Consider the following 16348-nt stretch of genomic DNA (forward strand, 5'->3'; position numbering starts at 1 on the left):
CCGAAAGCGGCTGGCCCGCCTCCCAGGCAACCGCAGCGCGTGTCTTCATCGTTGCGCTTCCTCCATTTCTTGTTCTTGAGCATAATTCAGAACTTGCCGGCATCCAGAAATTTCGCGCGGCCGCCGCTTTCTTCCAGAAGGCGCAGGGCTTGCCTGGGCAAAGGCTGCTGCGGCATGACCATTTTCTGGCCATGCCGCGCTGCCGCTTAGCGCGACGGGCTGCCCGTACCCGGCGAGGAGGGTGCAGTGGTGGACGGCAATTGCGGCGGCGGCGCGCCGCCTGTCGCCGCCGCACCGGCCGAATTCCTTTGAGCGCCGCTCATCGCCGCGCCGGAGCCCAGATTGCCTTCCGGCCGCCCCTGGGCAGGCGTGTTGCTTGCGCCGGGCGGGCGGGGGCTGTGGGTCTGGGGCACCGGCTGTGCCGTGCTACCCGTGCTCCCCGTTCCGGAGGATTGCTTCTGGGCATCGTTCATCGCGGCGCCGGATTGCAGATTTCCGTCTGTCCTCGGGCCGGAAGAACCCTGGGGCGCCTGCGCCAGGGAGGCGGGAGGAATGGCGAGGAGCGAGACGAGCAGGGCCAAACCCGTGGCTGTGGTCTTCATAAGCGTCCTCCTTATTGGAGAGCGCCTTCGCGCCCTCTGGGCCAGCATAGGATAGAACGTCTGGTGGAAGCGAAGCCAAGATTAACAACGCCAGGCGTGATATCTCGCGTTCTGCTGATGCCAGGACCAGCTCCCGGATGTTCGAAGCATGTCCTGGCGTTTATTGCACTGCAGCGAAAATCACGACGTCCCGCCAGCCTTTCTGCCTGCCGCTCTGGGCGAAGTCACCGGCCGCAGATTGCCCTTTACCATCCCCCGGCATTTGCTCCATGCTCACGTCATAGTTTCGATATCGAATCTTCAAACAAGCTCGTGATGTCGCAGAACCGCTAGAACAAGACGGAAGAACCGGCAGGGAGAGAAGCATGTCCGAGACGATCAGGATTCATCCTTTGGTCGATCAGGGCCTCAAGCCGTCATCGGCACAGTTCTCCGGCGGAACACTGGTCTGTCATTGCAAGGAGCGGCCGGTCAAGGTCAGGGTTTCCGGGCAGGTGGCCCATGACCATGCCTGTGGCTGCACGAAATGCTGGAAGCCGCCGGGGGCCACCTTCTCCCTCGTGGCCGTCGTGCCGCGCGACAAGCTGGAGGTGATCGAGAATGGCGACAAGCTGGCGATCGTCGACAACACGGCCGCCATCCAGCGTTATGCCTGCACCGCTTGCGGCGTGCATATGTACGGGCGCATCGAGAACAAGAACCATCCGTTCTACGGCCTCGACTTCGTGCATCCCGAACTGTTCCAGGAGCCCGGCTGGGCGCCGCCGGAATTCGCCGCCTTCGTCTCCTCGGTGATCGAATCGGGCTACAAGCCCGAGCGGATGGGCGCCTTGCGCTCCCGCCTCAAGGAAATCGGCCTGGAGCCTTACGATTGCCTCTCGCCGCCATTGATGGATGCCATCGCGGCACATGGCGCCAAGGCATCCAGCGTGCCGCCGCCCTGACTTTGCCGTGATGCGGGGCGGCCCGGGCGGCCGCCCCTCGCCCGCCTACTCGACGATCATGTTGCCGGTCATGCCACGCTCCTCCAGCCCCCGGATGCGGAAGGTGAAGGTGCCCGTGCGCACCGGCACAAAGAAGACCTCGACCTCGCCCACATCGTCGAAGTCCAGCTCTTCCAGAACGCTGGTCTTGATCTCCGTCTTGCCGACCGCGACCTGGCGGATCCAGACATTGCGCCAGAAGTCGGGCGCTACGAGGTTGTATTCCCGCCGGCCGGCGGCGGCGATACGCAGACGGTAATAGCGGCCGGTTTCCAGCTTGTATTCCCGCTGGGACAGGGAGAAATCATCCTCGGCCGATCCCATGACCAGGGGTTCCAGCCGCTGCGGACGGGTAGCGAGATCGCCGCGCGCCAGCGCCTGCTGGCTGCTCCAGGCCCCTGCCCAGGCGATGGCCAGAGCCGCCATTCCCAATCTTCTTCTGCTCAGGCTGATCGGCATCTTTGCGCCTCCCCCGGCGATGTTTTTGTTGCGCGCAGAGGATGATACGGTCCGATGCCCACGCTCAAGCACAAATGGCCACCGTTCCTCATCCGGCCGGCTCGGGAAAGCGCCGCGCCAGTTCGGCGCGCAGCAGGGCAAGGCTTGCGGCATGGCCTTTCGGATTCTCCAGCACACCACGCAAGGAACTGGGCGGGCGCCCGAAGACCGCGATGCGGTCCGCCAAGGCCAGCGCATCCTCCAGCTGATGCGTCACCAGCACCGTGGTGATGCCGCGTTCCGCGATCAGTTCTCCCAGCAGGGCGCGCAGCCGGGCCGCCGTGGCCTCGTCCAGGGAGACAAGGGGCTCGTCCAGCACCAGCAGTTCCGGGTCCACCACCAGCGCCCGCGCCAGTGCCGCGCGGCGCGCCATGCCCAGCGACAGTTCGCCGGGAAAGCGCGCGCCCCAGCCCCCCAGCCCGACCCGCTCCAGCCAATGGGCCGCCGCCTCCGGCGGCCGCCCCGCGGCCCTGGCGGCGAGGTGGAGGTTGGCCTCGATGCTGCGCCAGGGCAGCAGCCGCGGCTCCTGGAAGACAACGCCCAAGCGCCCCGGCCGGTGCAGCACCGCGCCCTCGAAGGCGGTGTCCAGGCCCAGCAGGATACGCAGCGCCGTGGTCTTGCCGCAGCCCGAGGGGCCGAGCACGGCGGTGACGCTGCCCGGGGGGAACTGAAGCCGCAGGTCCCGCAGCGCCTCCAGCGACGGTTGCCGGGGGCGGCGGTACAGCTTGCGCCGGATCTCCAGCGTCAGGGTCGCAGGGGGCATCTCAGGCAAGGCCGCGCCAGGCCCGCGCACGGCGCTCGGCCGGGCGCATCAGCCCGCCCTCGATGAGCAGCATCACGGCCGCGAAGGTCAGGGCATAGGCCAGCAGGCCCGCCACGTCGAAGACTTGGAAGCGCAGGTTCATCTCGAAGCCGACGCCGCTGGGCCGCCCCAGCAGCTCGGCCACCAGCACGATCTTCCAGGCAGTGGCCAGCCCGGCCCGCGCGGCGGCGGCGAGATAGGGCTGCAACTGCGGCAGAACCACGTCGCGCCAGCGCGCCACGGTACCGAAGCGATAAACCCGCGCCATTTCCTCGAAGCCTGGATCGAGCGCCCTCGCGCCCTCGCGTAGCGCCACCGCCACGCCGGGCAGCTTGACCAGCGCGACGGCGACCACCGTCGCCGCCTCGGTCTGGCCGAACCAGATATAGGCCAGCAGGATCACCACCAGGGCCGGCAGGTTGAGCAGCAGCACCAGCCAGAAATCCCCCGCCGCATCGGCCATGCGGGAGCGCCCCATCAGGATGCCGAGGGCGCTGCCGGCCAGCATGGCCAGCAGGAAGGCCCCGAGCACGCGCGCCAGCGTGGCCCCGAGTGCCCGGGGCAGGCTGCCATCCGCCATGACCTCCGCGGCGGCCCGCAGCACCGCGGGCGGGTCCGGCAGGGCACGGTCTCCGGCCCAGGCGGCGATCCCCCACCACAGGGCCAGGAAGCCGAGGGCGGAGCCGAGCCGGGCCAGCAGCAGCCCATGGTCCGCCAGGAAGCCGGGAGCGGCGTCGCGCCACTGCGCTTCCGGCAGTTGTTGCCTCATGGTGCCGCGCCGGCGGGGCGGTAGAAGCTGCCCGGCGGCAGGGTGGTGGCATGGCCGACCAGCTTTGTGCCGCCCAGTTCCGCCATCACGGCGTAGAGGCGCGCCGCATCGGCCTCCTCGGCCGCCACCGGCCGGCGCGGGATGCCGGCGCGGAAGCGATCCCGCAGCCGCAGGAACATGGCCTCCGAACTGGCCTGCATCTGCGGCCGCAGTGCCTGCCACTCGGCATCCTCCTCGCGCAGGATCGCCTTGGCGCGGGCGGAGGCGCGCAACAGCCCATCGACCAGCGGGCGGTTGGCCAGGGCCCAGCGCTCATCGAAGATATAGCCCAGCATGGCCACCGGGCCGGCGGCGCCAAGATCCTCTTCCACCCTCTCGATGGCCAGCCATTCGCGGGCGCCTTCCGCTTCCAACCGGGCGGCGAAGTTCCAGAAGACCAGCGCCGCATCCAGCCTCCCCCGCAGCAACTGCTCGGCCAGCAGCGGCGGGGCGCCATAAACCGGCTCTGTTTCCGCCGGCAGGTCGATGCCCTCGCGCCGGGCGCGGGCCACCAGCAGCAGCCAGGCCTTGTCGAGCGGCCCGCCGGAGACGCCGATGCGGCGGCCGCGCAGGCCGGCGAAACCGCTGGGCACCGAGCCGGCCGGCACCATCACGGAGCCGATGCTGGTGGAGAAGGGCGCGAATTGCAGCGGCTGCTCCTGCGCGCGCTGGCGCGCCACCCAGAGCCAGTCGCCGACGATGACATCCACCGTGCCCGCCTGCAGCGCCACGCGGCCGGCCTCGTTGGAGGCCAGGGGTACCGCCTCGATGCCGATGCCCTCGGCCGCCGCCAGGCCATGCCGCGCCATGGTATCCAGTTCCCAGGCCAGGGTGCCGAAGCGGAGAACCCCGACCCGCAGCGTGCCGGAAGAAGCGGCGTGGCCAGGACAAGGCGCCAGCCCGGCCAGTCCAGCCATGGCGAGCAAGGCCCTTCGGTGCAGCATCCGCGCATCCTCCCATCTTCTTGCTTGCTAGGAAGCCTAACGCCTGCAGCGGCTTTTCTGGAAGCGCCACGCTCGGTGATGCGGCAGGCGCGAAGCCAGTGGCCTCAGGCCGGCATATCCGCGGCGCGCCGCGCCATCCCGGCATCCCTGGCCGGAGGCGATCCGAACATCCGGCCATATTCGCGGGTGAACTGCGACACGCTTTCGTAACCCACCGCGAAGGCCGCGCCGCTGGCCGAGCGCCCTTCCCCCATCATCAGCCGGCGCGCCTCGATCAGGCGCAACTGCTTCTGGAACTGCAGGGGCGAGAGCGAGGTGACGCCACGGAAATGCTGGTGGAAGGAGGAAAGGCTCATCCCCGCCACCGCCGCCAGGCTCTCCACCGGCAGGGGCTCGGTGAAGCGGGCGCGCAGCACCGCCACGGCGCGGGAGATGCGCTGCACATGGCCCTCCGGCCAGCCCAGCCGGCGGATGGCCGCGCCGTGCCGGCCGGCGAGCAGCCAGTAATGCAGTTCCCGCAGCAGGGAAGCCTGCAGCACCGGCAGGGCCGCCGGGCGGCCAAGCAGTTGCATCAGCCGCGTCGCCGCCCCGGTGACCTCGGCCTCGGTGGGCTCCACCCGCACCGCCTCGCCACCGGCGGCGGCACCGGCCTCCCCCATCTCCAGGCAAAGTTCCGCGATCATGCCTGGATCAAGCTCCACCACCAGCGACAGATAGGGCTTTTCCGCGCTCGCCTGGGTGATCTGGCTGATGGTGGGAACATCGGCCGTGATCAGCAGCAGATCTCCGGCTCCGAAGGCGAACTCCCGCACACCCATGGCGACATGCTTGCCACCCTGCACCACAAGGCAGGCCAGGGGGCGGGAGATGTCATGCACCAGCCCACTGGGGGCCGTGGCGCGGACGGTGCTCAGGCCGGGAATGGCGGTGGGGGCGATGCCATGCTCATCGGCATGCGCCTCGCCATGGCGGCGGACCAGATCGACAAGGCTGCTCATGCGCCCATGCTAGCGACGGAAAACGTCGCCCGCATCCGTCGTCGCAGAATCGGGCAAGCAACCGCGAGGTTCCGGTAAGGACTCCGGCTCAGGCCCCAGCGATGATCACGGTGGAATTCGCAAGGGGCTCAGCCATGACCACCATCTCCCTCATCACCGGCGCCAGCCGCGGGCTTGGCCGCAACACGGCGCGCAGCATCGCCGCCCGTGGCGGCGATCTTGTCCTGACCTACCAGAGCCGCGCCGGGGAAGCGCAGGCCCTTGTCGCGGAGATCGCCGCCATGGGGCGCAAGGCCGTTGCCCTGCAACTCGATGTCGGCGATGTCGCCACCTTCCCCGCCTTCACCGCCACGTTGCAAAAGGCGCTCGGCGAGACCTGGGGGCGCGACCGCCTCGACCATCTCGTCAACAATGCCGGGCATGGTGACCACGCCCTGATCGCCGATACCACCGAGGCGCAATTCGACCGGTTGGTGGATGTGCATTTCAAGGGCGTCTTTTTTCTCACCCAGGCCCTGCTGCCGCTGCTGGCGGATGGCGGCCGCATCGTGAACCTTTCCTCGGGCCTCACGCGCGTCTCGGCGCCGGGCTGGGCGGCTTATTCGGCGGTGAAGGGCGCGGTGGAGGTGCTTTCCGTCTATATGGCCAAGGAACTGGGCGCGCGCGGCATCACGGTCAACACCGTGGCACCGGGCGCGATCGAGACGGATTTCTTCGGCGGCGCGGTGCGGGACACGCCAGAGTTCAACAGGCTCTTCGCCGAGATGACGGCGCTCGGCCGTGTCGGCGTGCCCGATGACATCGGCCCGATGATCGCGAGCCTGCTCGGCCCGGATAACCGCTGGGTCACGGCGCAGCGGATCGAGGTATCGGGCGGCCAAGGGCATCTGACCGCGGCAAGGCGAGGCCGGGATATGCATGGCACCGGAGGAGCGGGGACGATCGGCCGGCTCTATGCCCTGAATGCTGGCGATTCCACGCCTCGATGAAGCAGGCCGCGGCCATCCTGCGGGATGGAGCGGTGCAGCCCCGGCTCTTGCGCCCTGGGCGGGGCGCCGCCATTGACCCTGCCTGGCCGGCATGGCAGGCAAGAGCCATGCCCCAACTCCAGGCCGCCCAGATCCCGGTCACGCCCTTCCAGCAGAATTGCGCCCTGATCTGGGACGCGGAAAGCGGGCGCGGCACGGTGATCGACCCCGGCGGCGATGTGCCGCGCATCCTTGCCGCGCTGGACAAGGCTGGTTTCAAGGTGGACCGCATTCTCCTCACCCATGGCCACCTGGACCATGCCGGCGCCGCCGCCGCCCTGAAGCGCGAGCTGGAAGCGCGCCAGGGCGAGGCCGTGCCGGTCGAGGGGCCGGACCACCGCGACGCCTTCCTTCTGGAGGGCCTGGCCGACCAGGGCGCGCGCTTCGGTATCGAGGGGCTGGAGAATGTCACCCCCGACCGCTGGCTGGCGGAGGGCGAGACGGTCTCCATCGCCGGGCAGGACTTCGCGGTGCTGCACTGCCCCGGCCACACACCGGGCCATCTGGCCTTCGTCTCCACCGCCCTGGGCGTGGCGGTGGTGGGAGACGTGATCTTCCGCGGCTCGGTCGGGCGCACCGACTTCCCCTACGGCGACCATGCGGCGCTGATCGCCTCCATCCACGACAAGCTGCTGCCACTGGGCGACGAGATCCGCTTCCTATGCGGACATGGCCCGGGCTCCACCTTCGGCGAGGAACGCCGTGCCAATCCCTTCCTCCAGGACCGGGGCTGAGGGCTGGGCCGCTCCTATCCGTTGACTCCTTGCCTGGGATTACCATGGGCCACCACGGAGTGGCCCGCGCTCCTGAGAACGAGGTGACACGATGGACATCGCACGCGCGGGGGCACAGCCCTCGGGAAAAGGGCCGGACGACTACTTCACCGGCACGGTCCGCATCGACCCCCTGTTCAGCCCGCCTGAGCCGGCCCGCGTCGCGGGCGCCCTGGTCACTTTCGAGCCCGGCGCCCGCACCGCCTGGCACACGCATCCCCTGGGGCAGACGCTGATCGTCACCGCCGGCTGTGGCTGGGTGCAGCGCGAGGGCGGGGCGGTGGAAGAGATCCGGCCCGGCGATGTGGTCTGGTTCCCGCCTGGCGAGAAGCATTGGCATGGTGCCACGGCCACCACCGCCATGAGCCACATCGCCATCCAGGAGAAGCTGAACGGCTCCCCCGTGGACTGGATGGAACAGGTCAGCGACGAGCAGTACCGGCGCTGAAGCACCCCATGGCCGACCGGCCAAAGTCCGGGCGCCAGAGAGTTCAGGAAAGGGCCGAACAATGCCCCATGTCATCGTCAAGCTTTACGCCGGCCGGTCCGAGCAGCAGAAGGCACGGATCGCGGAGGAAGTGACCAAGGCCATCATGGCCGCCACGGGCAATGGGGAAAGCTCCGTGTCGGTCAGCATCGAGGATGTCCAGCCAAGCGACTGGACCGAAGCGGTCTACCGGCCGGATATCCTGGAGAAGCCCGACACGCTCTACAAGAAGCCCGGCTACTAGCCCCCGGTGACGGCGCCGGCCGGAAGCCGGCCCACGGAGGCGCGGCCCTCCTCTATCGCCCGGCCGCAGCCACGCGCTTCCTAGCTCGCTTTCGTTGGGCGGTCTCTGCCGGCTTCCTTGCGGGAGCGCTGGCTCTTGATGTGGTCGATCAATGCCCGCAGCTTGGCGTCCATGTTCCGGCGGCTGGGGTAGTAGAGATAGAAGCCCGGAAAGGGCAGGCTGAATCCCTGTAGCAGCGGCACCAGCTCGCCGCGTTCCAGGAAGGCCCGGAAGGTATCCGCCATGCCGAAGGTGATTCCGGCACCGCTGACCGCCATCCGGATCATCAGCCCCATGTCATTGGTCGTGACCTCGGGCGCCACATCCACAGCGAAGTCGCGCCCCCCTTCCGTGAATTCCCAGCGGTAGGGCGGATGATGGGGTGCCGGGCGCCAGCCGATGCAGCGGTGCCTCGCGAGATCCCGGGGATGCCCGGGCTCTCCCCGCTCCGCCAGATAGGACGGCGAGCAGACGGCAAGCTGGTGCTGATCATCCGAGACAGGCACAGCGATCATGTCCTGCTCGATCACCTCCCCAAGCCGCACGCCGGCATCGAAGCCCATGCCGATGATATCGCCTTCCTCATCGGTGACGAGGATATCGAGTTGCACTTCCGGAAAGGCCCGCGTGAAGCTCGTGAGGAGCGGGCCGGACAGGAAGCTCTCCGCGATCGAGGAAACCGCCAGGCGCAACTGGCCCCGCGGCGTTCCGCCGAGGTCACGGACATTGTCCATGGCCGAGCGCAGTTCCGCGATCGCGGGTGCGGCCTCGGCGCGCAGCTTCTCGCCCGCCTCGGTCAGCCCGACACTTCGCGTCGTCCGGCGGAACAGGGCGGTGCCAAGCGCCTCCTCCAGCCGCCTGATGGACTGGCTGATGGCCGACCGGGTGACACCCAGGCGGTCGGCGGCGCCCCGGAAGCTCCGTTCCTCCGCCACGGTGGCGAACACGGCAAGGGCGTTGAGGTCATAGGACATTGTCCAGTTATACTCACCAACGCGTCGTGCATATCGCCAATTATGCTACTGCCGCCACGGTCCTAACTTCTCCCCGGCCAGCAGGCGGCCGCCATCCCGGCGCCGGCTGAAGAAACAGGAAGGAGAAGCCATCATGGCCTTGGACAAGGTTGTTCTCGTCACCGGCGCATCCAGCGGCATCGGCGCCGGCATCGCCCGGGAACTCGCGGCCGCCGGCGCGAGCCTTGTGCTTGGCGCCCGCCGCACGGACCGGCTGGATGCCCTGGCCGGTGAGCTGGGCGGCAGCCGTCTGGTGACACGCCACCTCGACGTCACCGACCGCGACAGCCTCGCCGCCTTCGTGGCAGCCGGGCGGGAAGCCTTCGGCCGCGTGGACGCGATCGTCAACAATGCCGGGGTCATGCCACTCTCCCCCATGGCCTCCTTGAAGGTCGATGAGTGGGACCGGATGGTCGACGTCAACATCAAAGGCGTTCTCTATGGCATCGCGGCCGTGCTGCCTGAGATGACGGCCCGTGGTTCCGGCCACATCGTCAACATCGCCTCGATCGGCGCGCTGGCCGTTTCGCCGACGGCGGCCGTGTATTGCGCGACCAAGTTCGCCGTGCGTGCGATCTCGGACGGTCTGCGGCAGGAGCGCGACGATATCCGCGTCACCTGCATTCACCCGGGCGTGGTGGAGAGCGAACTCGCCAACACGATCACCGACCCGACCGCTGCCAGCGCCATGAAGCAGTATCGCGCCATCGCCCTCCAGCCCGACGCCATCGGCCGCGCCGTACGCTACGCGATGGAACAGCCCGATGACGTGGATGTCAGCGAAATCGTCGTGCGCCCGACGCGGGGGGCGCATTGATGCGCAACACCGTGGCGAGCGTGATGGCCGTGGCGCTCGGCTTCCTCAATCCCAACCTCGTGGAGGCAACCTTGTTGCGAGCAACGCATCCTTATGCCGGCATGTGGGTCACCGATGACGGGCGGGTGCGCCATCAGCTTCTGCCAGATGGCCGCTACGACGAGGCGAGAGGCTCGCGGGAAAGCGCCTACCGGGGACGGTACGAGGTGACGGGCACCCATATCGACTATTGGGATGACACCGGCTTCACCGCTGATGGCACCTTTGTCGATGCCGATACCCTTCATCATGGCGGCATGGTGCTGCGCCGGCGCCAGCGGCCAGGCGAGGCTTCCTCGCCTCCCTGATCCACCTCGCGCTCAACGCCCGGACATTTCCTGTTTTTCCAGTTCTCCTCAGCAGAAGGAGAAACGCTGCGGGTTTGGCACCTCTCCTGCGGCTGTTTCCCGACTGCATCTCGTGGCTTGGCCGCCGCCTGCACGCTCATCCTGGCCTCAGCCTCCATGCCACCCGCCTTCACCGGCACCGGAACCGGGGAACAGGGCCAGGTGGCGCGCGGCGTCGCCTCACCACCTTGGAACAGCGGCCCCAGGCCACCTCCTCCGCCAGGCCGCGGTCTTCCACCATGGCTTCGGTGCTGTGCGGCACCGGGATGGAGTGGAGCTCCGGCTCCGAGCCGTGCAGGATAGCTGTTCTGAACAAGAAACGGAGGAAGACCATGAGGAAGTCCACGATGCCGCCGGCCATGACAGGGAGCGGGGCAACGGGCCTGGAGGCTCAGGAGAGCCGCCTGGGCCGCCGGGCCCTGCTGCCCCTCCTGGCCGCACCGGCCTTCCTCTCCCGCCGGGCATGGGCGCAGGATGCCGCCTGGCCCTCACGCACCGTGACCATCATCGTTCCCTTCGCGCCCGGCTCCTCCTCGGACATCGTGGGGCGGGCCATGGCGGGGGAGATGGCCTCCTCCACCGGCAAACCCATCGTGGTGGAGAACCGCCCCGGCGCCACGGGTGAGCTGGGCGCGCGCGGCGTGGTCCGCAGCGCGCCGGACGGCTACACGCTGATGCACGCGCCGATCTCCACCTGGGCCATCAATGTCGCCCTGAGGCCCAACCTGGGCTACGACCCGGTGGGGCAGCTTACCGGCATCATGCAGACCGTCCGCACGCCGAATGTGCTGGTGGTGAACCCGCGGCAGGTGCCCGCGAACGACCTGCCCTCCTTCATCGCCTGGCTGAAGGGGAATCGCGCCTCCTATTCCTCCTCCGGCATCGGCTCCTCGGATCATCTGACGGCCGAGATGTTCAAGCAGGTGACCGGGACCGATGTTGCCCACGTGCCTTATTCCGGTGGCGCGCCGGCCACCACCGACCTGATTGGCGGCACGGTGCAGATGTCCTTCCAGAACCTCGGCTCCATCCTGCCGCAGATCCAGGATGGCCGGGTGAAGCCCATCCTGATCACCTCCGAGGCACGGAATGCGCTGCTGCCGAATGTGCCGGCAGCGGGGGAAGCGGGCCTCAGCGACTTCGTCATCTATTCCTGGCAGGCCTTTGGCGGGCCGGCCGGGATGCCGCCGAGCCTGGTCGCGAAGATCCACGCGGCCGCGGCGGCCGCCCTCCGCTCCGCCGATGTGACGCGCCGGATGAAGGAGATCGGCTTCGAGGTGGTGGCCAGCCGGCCCGAGGAGTTCGCCACCTTCCAGCGTGAGGAGATCGCGCGGTGGCGGCGCGTGGTGCAGGCCGGGAACATCACGCCGGGCTGAAGCCACCTGCCGCTGGACAGGAGCGGCTCCTGGGCTGCCCCGCCATGGCTGACGCGCCATGGCTGACGCGGGCGTCGCCGGAACGCGAGAAGCTCGGCATCTCTGCCGGGCTTTTTCCAAGGCCCTGATCATTGTCAGGAGATACTGCCGCGCCCGAAAGGATTCGAACCTGTCCCCCCACAGATGAGCAGGGTGACGATCGGAACGTCTCTGTGGCCGTCATGGAGTTTATCGAGGAACGTCAACAACATCCACCGGAACCCCGTTCTGGGCTTTCCCGACCACCTCGCATGATAGCCCCGGCACCTCACACCTGGGCCGCTGCCTTGGTGGCAACGATGCCGCGGTCACTGGTCTTGGCACCCAAAAAGAAGGTGCCGAGCAGCGGTCCGGTCACACCCGCCGGCAGCATCAGGGACATGCAGGCCGGGCCATCCCCAGGACCATGGACGCCGCCACGTCAGGCTGGCCGGACCGGCAGGCTCTTCAGCGTCTCCGCCGCCAGCCTGCGGGTGAGTTCGCCCGCAGGCATTTCCCGTCCCAGAGCCGCCGCCTGGCCCGCCCACAGGCTCATGAAGTCGCCCGACCCCCGAGGCTCCGTGTGGCCGCGCAGCGGAGCCAGAGAGCCACCGGCCGTTGGGAAAGCCGGAGCCAGCGCCGAGATCGGGCCGAGGTCCCGCATGACGCGGTTCAGGATGCCGCGGGCGGGGCGGCCGGTGAAGAGGTTGGTCAGCACCGTCTCCTGCTCGCCCGCGCGGCGCAGTGCCTCGCGGTGGGGCGCCGGGATCCTGGCCTCGGGCGTGAACAGGTAGGCGGTGCCCATCTGCACGGCCGACGCCCCGAGCGCCAGGGCGGCGCGGATGCCGCGCGCATCGCCGATGCCGCCCGCGGCGATCACCGGCACGCGCACCGCGTCGGCCACCCGCGGTATCAGGGCGAAGGTGCCGACCTGCGCCGCCATGTCGTCCGTCAGGAAGTTGCCGCGATGGCCGCCCGCCTCCAGACCCATGGCGATGACGGCGTCGCAGCCGCGCGCCTCCAGCCACCGCGCCTCGTCGACCGTGGTCGCGGAGGAGATGATGCGGGCGCCGGTGCGCCTGACGCGGTCCAGCAGGGATGGTTCCGGCAGCCCGAAATGAAAGCTGCACACGGCGGGCCGGGCTTCCTCCACGACGGTGCAGAAATCCGCGTCAAAAGGCGCGCGTCCACTGGCGGGCGGCGGCGCGCTGTGGTCCAGGCCGAACTCGGTGTAATAGCGCTCCAGTGCCTGGTGCCAGGCCGCGGCGCGCGCCGGGTCGGGTTCCGGCGAGGCATGGCAGAAGAAGTTCATGTTGAACGGCCGCGACGTGGCGGCCCTGACCTTCTGCACGGCTTCCCGCGCCTGCTGCGGCGTGTACTGCGCGCAGGCCAGCGAGCCGAGGCCCCCGGCCTCGCTGACGGCCGACACCATCTCGGGCGTCGTGCTCCCGGCCATGGGCGCCTGGATGATGGGCAGTTCGATGCCGAACAGGTCCAGGATGCGGCGGTCTGTCCAGGTCATGCTGGGTTCCTTACCGAAGCGGCCAGAGGAAGCGGCCAAAGCCGGATCATGAGAGTGCAGAGGATGGCGCCGAGCAGGACCTCCGCCGTGGCGGGGCGATGCTCAGGCAGGATGTTGAGCCCGATGTGCTTCTGCCCGATGTGCTCCACGGCGGCGCTGAGCACGCCGAGGTTCTCGACGTTCCGTGCGGAGGCGAGGATCGCCCCTGCCAACGCCTTGGGCTGGGAGCCATTCCCGCGTGGTGCGACTGGTTGAACAGATCCCGGATGGCCGGGTTCTTGAACAGCCGCTCGTACATCCGGCGGGTGATGTCGGGGCCGTGCGCCTCCAGGGCCGGGACCGTGGCCTTCACGGCCGAGATGGCCTGCGCGCTGAGCGGTCGCGGCATAACGAACCTCATAAGGTGCATCAACTGAACACCTTTATGGTCGCCTGGGTTAAAGGTGTAAATCTCTTACATCTTCTAGATGCGCCTGCCCCTTCGCACCGACTACGCGCTGCGCACGTTGATCGACCTGGGTCTGCGGCAGGACCGTCGTGTCTCCCCCATGCGCGGCCTTTGGCGGGTCTCCGGATGGCGAGCGCCCACGCCGGTCATAAAGCCGACTGGCCTTTCTTCCCGTGAGCAGACGTTGCGGCACAGCATCCATTGACGTCAGCTGAGTGGGCGTGGCCCCACCAACATCGACTGCCTGGGCTCGATGATGGAACCCTCGCGTCCCGGTAAAAAAGATGCGCCGCAGGTTCCGGCATTCCCGCGCAAGAGGCATTCCAGCACCATGACCACCGCTCCTCGTCGGCGCCTCAGTTCGAGGCAGATCGAAGTGTTCCGCGCCGTCATGATCGCGGGCTCGATCAGTGGCGCCTCCCGCGAGCTGAACGTGTCGCAGCCGGCCCTGAGCCGGCTGATCCGGCGCATGGAGGACTTGGTCGGCTTCCCGCTCTTCGAGCGCTCCAGCGGCCGGCTGCAGCCGACTGCCGAGGCGCAGATGGTTTTCGTGCGCCTGCAGCACATCCAGTCGCAACTCGACGGCCTGGACCACGCGATCGACCGCATCGCGCGCGGCGAGACCGGGCAGTTTCGCCTGGGCGCGTCGCCCAGCCTGGCGCGGCAGCTGGTGCCGGCGGCGCTGTCGCGCCTGCGGGGGCGCTTCCCGGACCTGCCGCTGCAACTGGACCAGTTGTCGCTGCCGCAGATCGTCGACTACCTCGCCTTGGCAAGCGGCGAATGCGCCGTGACGATCACGGCGGTGAGCCACCCCACCGTGGAATCGCGGCCGATCTGGCCGGGCCGGCTGGTCTGCATCATGCCGCGCAACCACCCGCTGGCCAGCCGGCACTGCGTCACGGCCGCCGACCTGGACGGCGCGCCGCTGATTGCCTGCGCCCCCGGCACGCCGCACCGCCAGATGGTCGAGACTGTCTTCGCCGAGGCGGGCGCGCAGCCGCGGGTGGTGGTGGTCGGGCAATTCGCGGAATCGGCTATCGGCCTCACCCAGGCCGGACTGGGCATCTCGGTGGTGGACGAGTTCACGGCCATGGACGCAGCCTCCGACCGCCTGGTGGTGGTGCCGCTGCCACCCGTGCCACGCTTCCACATCCACCTCAGCCACAACCGCAGGGTCGCGCGCTCCCGCTTCGCGGTGATCTTCGAGGCCATGCTGCTGGACCTGCTGCGCGCCAGGACACCTGAGCCCATGCCCTGAAGGCATGGGTAATGGCCATTTCGGCAGTGGCCTTCCTGCCGGAACCCGGCCGAGAGTGTGCGCCGGAGAGGAAACGCTGCATGACGATGCATGAAAGGCCGGTTGCCGTGGTGACCGGCGGCGCCGGCGCCCTGGGCCTGGCCATCTGCCGCCGCCTGGCGCGCAACGGCACCACGCCCATCCTGGTCGACCGCGACGCGGCCCGGCTGGCCGCGACGGCATCCGGGCTGGAGCGGGAATCCGGCATCCGGCCCGGCACCATCGCGCTGGACCTGACCGCGCCCGATGCGCCGGCCGCCATCATGGACCGGCTCGCCGCCGAATACGGCCGGCTGGACGTGCTGGTGAACAATGCCGGACTCAGCGCGGGGCACCGCATCGGCGATGTCACGCTCGCCGACTGGAACGCGGTGCTGCAGATCAACCTGACCGTGCCGATGCTGCTGTGCCAGGCGGCGATCCGCTTCTGGAAGGCGCAGAACGCGGGCGCCGTGGTGAACATGGCGTCGCGCACCTGGCTCAGCGGCTCCGGCCCGGCCTATACCGCCTCCAAGGCGGGGCTGGTGGGGCTGACGCGCTCGCTTGCCGTGCAGCTCGGGCCCATGAACGTCACCGCCAACGCGGTGGCCCCCAGCTTCATCAACACCAGCTTCAACCACCAGACCGGCCCGGAATTCGAGGCCCGGCACCTGCGGCTGGGTGTGCTGGCGCGCCTCTGCGAGCCGGAGGACGTGGCCAATGCGGTGGCCTTTCTGGCCTCGCCCGAGGCCAGCTTCATCACCGGCGAGGTGCTGCACGTCGCGGGCGGGGCGCAGCTCGCCGGCCGGCCGCAATCGGTGGCCCTGTGAGCCCGGCCGGCGCCTTTCTGGCGCTGTGGAACGACCTCGAGCATGGGCGAGAGCCGGAATACGACGACTGGCACACGCGCGAGCACGTGCCGGAACGCGTATCCGCGCCGGGCTTCCGCACCGGCCTGCGCTATGTCGACCGCTGCCACCCGCTGCACCGCTATTTCACCCTCTATGAGGTGGACGACATGGCGGCCTTCCACACCGCCGAGTACCGCGACCTGCTGCAGAACCCGACCCCGTGGTCGGCCTCCATGCGGCCGAGCTTCCGCAACTTCCTGCGCGTCACCTGCGCGGCGCGGCTGCGGTTCGGGTACGGGCGCGGCGGAGTGCTGGCTGTGCTGCGGGTGACGGAGGATGCAGGCGCTGCCGCCCGGCTGCGGGCGCTGGCCGCCATGCCCGGCATCGTCGCGGCCCGGCTGGGCCGGCACGATGCGGGCACGCCGACGGTGGCCT

18 protein-coding genes and 2 pseudogenes are annotated in these 16348 nt (G+C 69.0%); 11 read left to right on the forward strand and 9 right to left on the reverse strand.

Translation table 11 applies throughout. The features are described from left to right. Nucleotides 1-206: 206 nt before the first annotated feature. Entirely contained in the window at nucleotides 207-602 is a 396-nt protein-coding gene (locus IBL25_RS18200) for a hypothetical protein (protein ID WP_187779947.1), read from the reverse strand. A gap of 365 nt (nucleotides 603-967) precedes the next feature. On the opposite strand from IBL25_RS18200, the gene gfa reads away from it, so the two are divergent. Continuing rightward, nucleotides 968-1546, forward strand: a complete 579-nt coding sequence (gfa, locus tag IBL25_RS18205) for an S-(hydroxymethyl)glutathione synthase (RefSeq protein ID WP_187779948.1) — start codon at nucleotides 968-970, stop codon at nucleotides 1544-1546. Nucleotides 1547-1591: 45 nt separating this feature from the next. Here the strand turns inward: gfa and IBL25_RS18210 are convergent, their stop codons facing one another. The 5 genes from IBL25_RS18210 to IBL25_RS18230 all read right to left on the reverse strand — a co-directional run bounded on the left by IBL25_RS18210 (nucleotide 1592) and on the right by IBL25_RS18230 (nucleotide 5635). After that, nucleotides 1592-2011: a cupredoxin domain-containing protein gene (locus tag IBL25_RS18210; RefSeq protein WP_187779949.1), complete on the reverse strand. Its 420-nt coding sequence runs from the start codon at nucleotides 2009-2011 to the stop codon at nucleotides 1592-1594. Between the two features lie 121 nt (nucleotides 2012-2132). Further along, complete coding sequence (locus IBL25_RS18215; RefSeq protein WP_238940520.1) at nucleotides 2133-2846, reverse strand: ABC transporter ATP-binding protein; 714 nt, start codon at nucleotides 2844-2846, stop codon at nucleotides 2133-2135. A gap of 1 nt (nucleotide 2847) precedes the next feature. Next, the gene (locus IBL25_RS18220) at nucleotides 2848-3654 is read right to left on the reverse strand and encodes an ABC transporter permease (RefSeq protein ID WP_187779950.1); all 807 of its coding nucleotides are present in this window, start codon (nucleotides 3652-3654) and stop codon (nucleotides 2848-2850) included. Next, nucleotides 3651-4637 carry an ABC transporter substrate-binding protein gene (locus IBL25_RS18225; protein WP_187779951.1) on the reverse strand — a complete coding sequence of 329 codons (987 nt, stop codon included), beginning with the start codon at nucleotides 4635-4637 and terminating at the stop codon, nucleotides 3651-3653. Before IBL25_RS18225 ends, IBL25_RS18220 begins: the two co-directional genes overlap by 4 nt. Before the next feature lie 104 nt (nucleotides 4638-4741). Further along, on the reverse strand, nucleotides 4742-5635 hold the full coding sequence (locus IBL25_RS18230; protein WP_187779952.1) for an AraC family transcriptional regulator: 894 nt from the start codon (nucleotides 5633-5635) through the stop codon (nucleotides 4742-4744). A gap of 134 nt (nucleotides 5636-5769) precedes the next feature. Here IBL25_RS18230 and IBL25_RS18235 point away from each other — a divergent pair, with 134 nt between their 5' ends. The 4 genes from IBL25_RS18235 (at nucleotide 5770) to IBL25_RS18250 (ending at nucleotide 8167) form a co-directional block, all read left to right on the forward strand. Continuing rightward, a complete protein-coding gene (locus IBL25_RS18235) occupies nucleotides 5770-6624 on the forward strand; it encodes an SDR family NAD(P)-dependent oxidoreductase (protein WP_187779953.1) in 855 nt (284 codons plus the stop codon). 107 nt (nucleotides 6625-6731) lie between these two features. After that, entirely contained in the window at nucleotides 6732-7397 is a 666-nt protein-coding gene (locus IBL25_RS18240) for an MBL fold metallo-hydrolase (RefSeq protein ID WP_187779954.1), read from the forward strand. A gap of 91 nt (nucleotides 7398-7488) precedes the next feature. After that, on the forward strand, nucleotides 7489-7884 hold the full coding sequence (locus tag IBL25_RS18245) for a (R)-mandelonitrile lyase (protein WP_187779955.1): 396 nt from the start codon (nucleotides 7489-7491) through the stop codon (nucleotides 7882-7884). A gap of 61 nt (nucleotides 7885-7945) precedes the next feature. Beyond that, complete coding sequence (locus IBL25_RS18250; RefSeq protein WP_187779956.1) at nucleotides 7946-8167, forward strand: tautomerase family protein; 222 nt, start codon at nucleotides 7946-7948, stop codon at nucleotides 8165-8167. Between the two features lie 80 nt (nucleotides 8168-8247). Here the strand turns inward: IBL25_RS18250 and IBL25_RS18255 are convergent, their stop codons facing one another. Further along, the gene (locus IBL25_RS18255) at nucleotides 8248-9180 is read right to left on the reverse strand and encodes a LysR family transcriptional regulator (RefSeq protein ID WP_187779957.1); all 933 of its coding nucleotides are present in this window, start codon (nucleotides 9178-9180) and stop codon (nucleotides 8248-8250) included. 133 nt (nucleotides 9181-9313) lie between these two features. On the opposite strand from IBL25_RS18255, the gene IBL25_RS18260 reads away from it, so the two are divergent. The 3 genes from IBL25_RS18260 (at nucleotide 9314) to IBL25_RS18270 (ending at nucleotide 11798) form a co-directional block, all read left to right on the forward strand. Beyond that, the gene (locus tag IBL25_RS18260) at nucleotides 9314-10036 is read left to right on the forward strand and encodes an SDR family oxidoreductase (protein ID WP_187779958.1); all 723 of its coding nucleotides are present in this window, start codon (nucleotides 9314-9316) and stop codon (nucleotides 10034-10036) included. Next, nucleotides 10036-10383 carry an Atu4866 domain-containing protein gene (locus IBL25_RS18265; protein WP_187779959.1) on the forward strand — a complete coding sequence of 116 codons (348 nt, stop codon included), beginning with the start codon at nucleotides 10036-10038 and terminating at the stop codon, nucleotides 10381-10383. Before IBL25_RS18260 ends, IBL25_RS18265 begins: the two co-directional genes overlap by 1 nt. Nucleotides 10384-10754: 371 nt before the next feature. Further along, a complete protein-coding gene (locus tag IBL25_RS18270; protein WP_238940521.1) occupies nucleotides 10755-11798 on the forward strand; it encodes a Bug family tripartite tricarboxylate transporter substrate binding protein in 1044 nt (347 codons plus the stop codon). A 460-nt stretch (nucleotides 11799-12258) separates the two neighbouring features. Here IBL25_RS18270 and IBL25_RS18275 read toward each other — a convergent pair whose 3' ends face one another. Continuing rightward, entirely contained in the window at nucleotides 12259-13338 is a 1080-nt protein-coding gene (locus IBL25_RS18275) for an NAD(P)H-dependent flavin oxidoreductase (RefSeq protein ID WP_187779960.1), read from the reverse strand. Between the two features lie 62 nt (nucleotides 13339-13400). Continuing rightward, nucleotides 13401-13726 (reverse strand): annotated as a pseudogene (locus IBL25_RS26995) (globin domain-containing protein); the annotation flags it as partial. 391 nt (nucleotides 13727-14117) lie between these two features. Here IBL25_RS26995 and IBL25_RS18280 point away from each other — a divergent pair. The 3 genes and pseudogenes from IBL25_RS18280 to IBL25_RS18290 form a co-directional block, all read left to right on the forward strand. Continuing rightward, nucleotides 14118-15044: a LysR substrate-binding domain-containing protein gene (locus IBL25_RS18280; RefSeq protein ID WP_187779961.1), complete on the forward strand. Its 927-nt coding sequence runs from the start codon at nucleotides 14118-14120 to the stop codon at nucleotides 15042-15044. 80 nt (nucleotides 15045-15124) lie between these two features. Then, nucleotides 15125-15892 (forward strand): SDR family NAD(P)-dependent oxidoreductase, encoded by a 768-nt coding sequence (locus IBL25_RS18285; protein WP_187779962.1) that lies wholly within the window; start codon nucleotides 15125-15127, stop codon nucleotides 15890-15892. Further along, a pseudogene (locus IBL25_RS18290) lies at nucleotides 15889-16348 on the forward strand (hypothetical protein); the annotation flags it as partial. The gene IBL25_RS18285 and the pseudogene IBL25_RS18290, both read left to right, overlap by 4 nt.

It is taken from the genome of Pseudoroseomonas ludipueritiae, from assembly GCF_014490445.1.
GTDB lineage: Bacteria > Pseudomonadota > Alphaproteobacteria > Acetobacterales > Acetobacteraceae > Pseudoroseomonas > Pseudoroseomonas ludipueritiae.

What these genes read in the sequence shown, in the direction of transcription:
- IBL25_RS18240 (WP_187779954.1), top strand. Translation starts at nt 6,732, where the DNA reads ATGCCCCAACTCCAGGCCGCCCAGATCCCGGTCACGCCCTTCCAGCAG.
- IBL25_RS18230 (WP_187779952.1), bottom strand. Translation starts at nt 5,635, where the DNA reads ATGAGCAGCCTTGTCGATCTGGTCCGCCGCCATGGCGAGGCGCATGCC.
- IBL25_RS18225 (WP_187779951.1), bottom strand. Translation starts at nt 4,637, where the DNA reads ATGCTGCACCGAAGGGCCTTGCTCGCCATGGCTGGACTGGCCGGGCTG.
- IBL25_RS18270 (WP_238940521.1), top strand. Translation starts at nt 10,755, where the DNA reads ATGAGGAAGTCCACGATGCCGCCGGCCATGACAGGGAGCGGGGCAACG.
- IBL25_RS18260 (WP_187779958.1), top strand. Translation starts at nt 9,314, where the DNA reads ATGGCCTTGGACAAGGTTGTTCTCGTCACCGGCGCATCCAGCGGCATC.
- IBL25_RS18200 (WP_187779947.1), bottom strand. Translation starts at nt 602, where the DNA reads ATGAAGACCACAGCCACGGGTTTGGCCCTGCTCGTCTCGCTCCTCGCC.
- IBL25_RS18265 (WP_187779959.1), top strand. Translation starts at nt 10,036, where the DNA reads ATGCGCAACACCGTGGCGAGCGTGATGGCCGTGGCGCTCGGCTTCCTC.
- IBL25_RS18215 (WP_238940520.1), bottom strand. Translation starts at nt 2,846, where the DNA reads ATGCCCCCTGCGACCCTGACGCTGGAGATCCGGCGCAAGCTGTACCGC.
- IBL25_RS18245 (WP_187779955.1), top strand. Translation starts at nt 7,489, where the DNA reads ATGGACATCGCACGCGCGGGGGCACAGCCCTCGGGAAAAGGGCCGGAC.
- IBL25_RS18285 (WP_187779962.1), top strand. Translation starts at nt 15,125, where the DNA reads ATGACGATGCATGAAAGGCCGGTTGCCGTGGTGACCGGCGGCGCCGGC.
- IBL25_RS18250 (WP_187779956.1), top strand. Translation starts at nt 7,946, where the DNA reads ATGCCCCATGTCATCGTCAAGCTTTACGCCGGCCGGTCCGAGCAGCAG.
- IBL25_RS18235 (WP_187779953.1), top strand. Translation starts at nt 5,770, where the DNA reads ATGACCACCATCTCCCTCATCACCGGCGCCAGCCGCGGGCTTGGCCGC.
- IBL25_RS18210 (WP_187779949.1), bottom strand. Translation starts at nt 2,011, where the DNA reads ATGGCGGCTCTGGCCATCGCCTGGGCAGGGGCCTGGAGCAGCCAGCAG.
- gfa (WP_187779948.1), top strand. Translation starts at nt 968, where the DNA reads ATGTCCGAGACGATCAGGATTCATCCTTTGGTCGATCAGGGCCTCAAG.
- IBL25_RS18255 (WP_187779957.1), bottom strand. Translation starts at nt 9,180, where the DNA reads ATGTCCTATGACCTCAACGCCCTTGCCGTGTTCGCCACCGTGGCGGAG.
- IBL25_RS18280 (WP_187779961.1), top strand. Translation starts at nt 14,118, where the DNA reads ATGACCACCGCTCCTCGTCGGCGCCTCAGTTCGAGGCAGATCGAAGTG.
- IBL25_RS18275 (WP_187779960.1), bottom strand. Translation starts at nt 13,338, where the DNA reads ATGACCTGGACAGACCGCCGCATCCTGGACCTGTTCGGCATCGAACTG.
- IBL25_RS18220 (WP_187779950.1), bottom strand. Translation starts at nt 3,654, where the DNA reads ATGAGGCAACAACTGCCGGAAGCGCAGTGGCGCGACGCCGCTCCCGGC.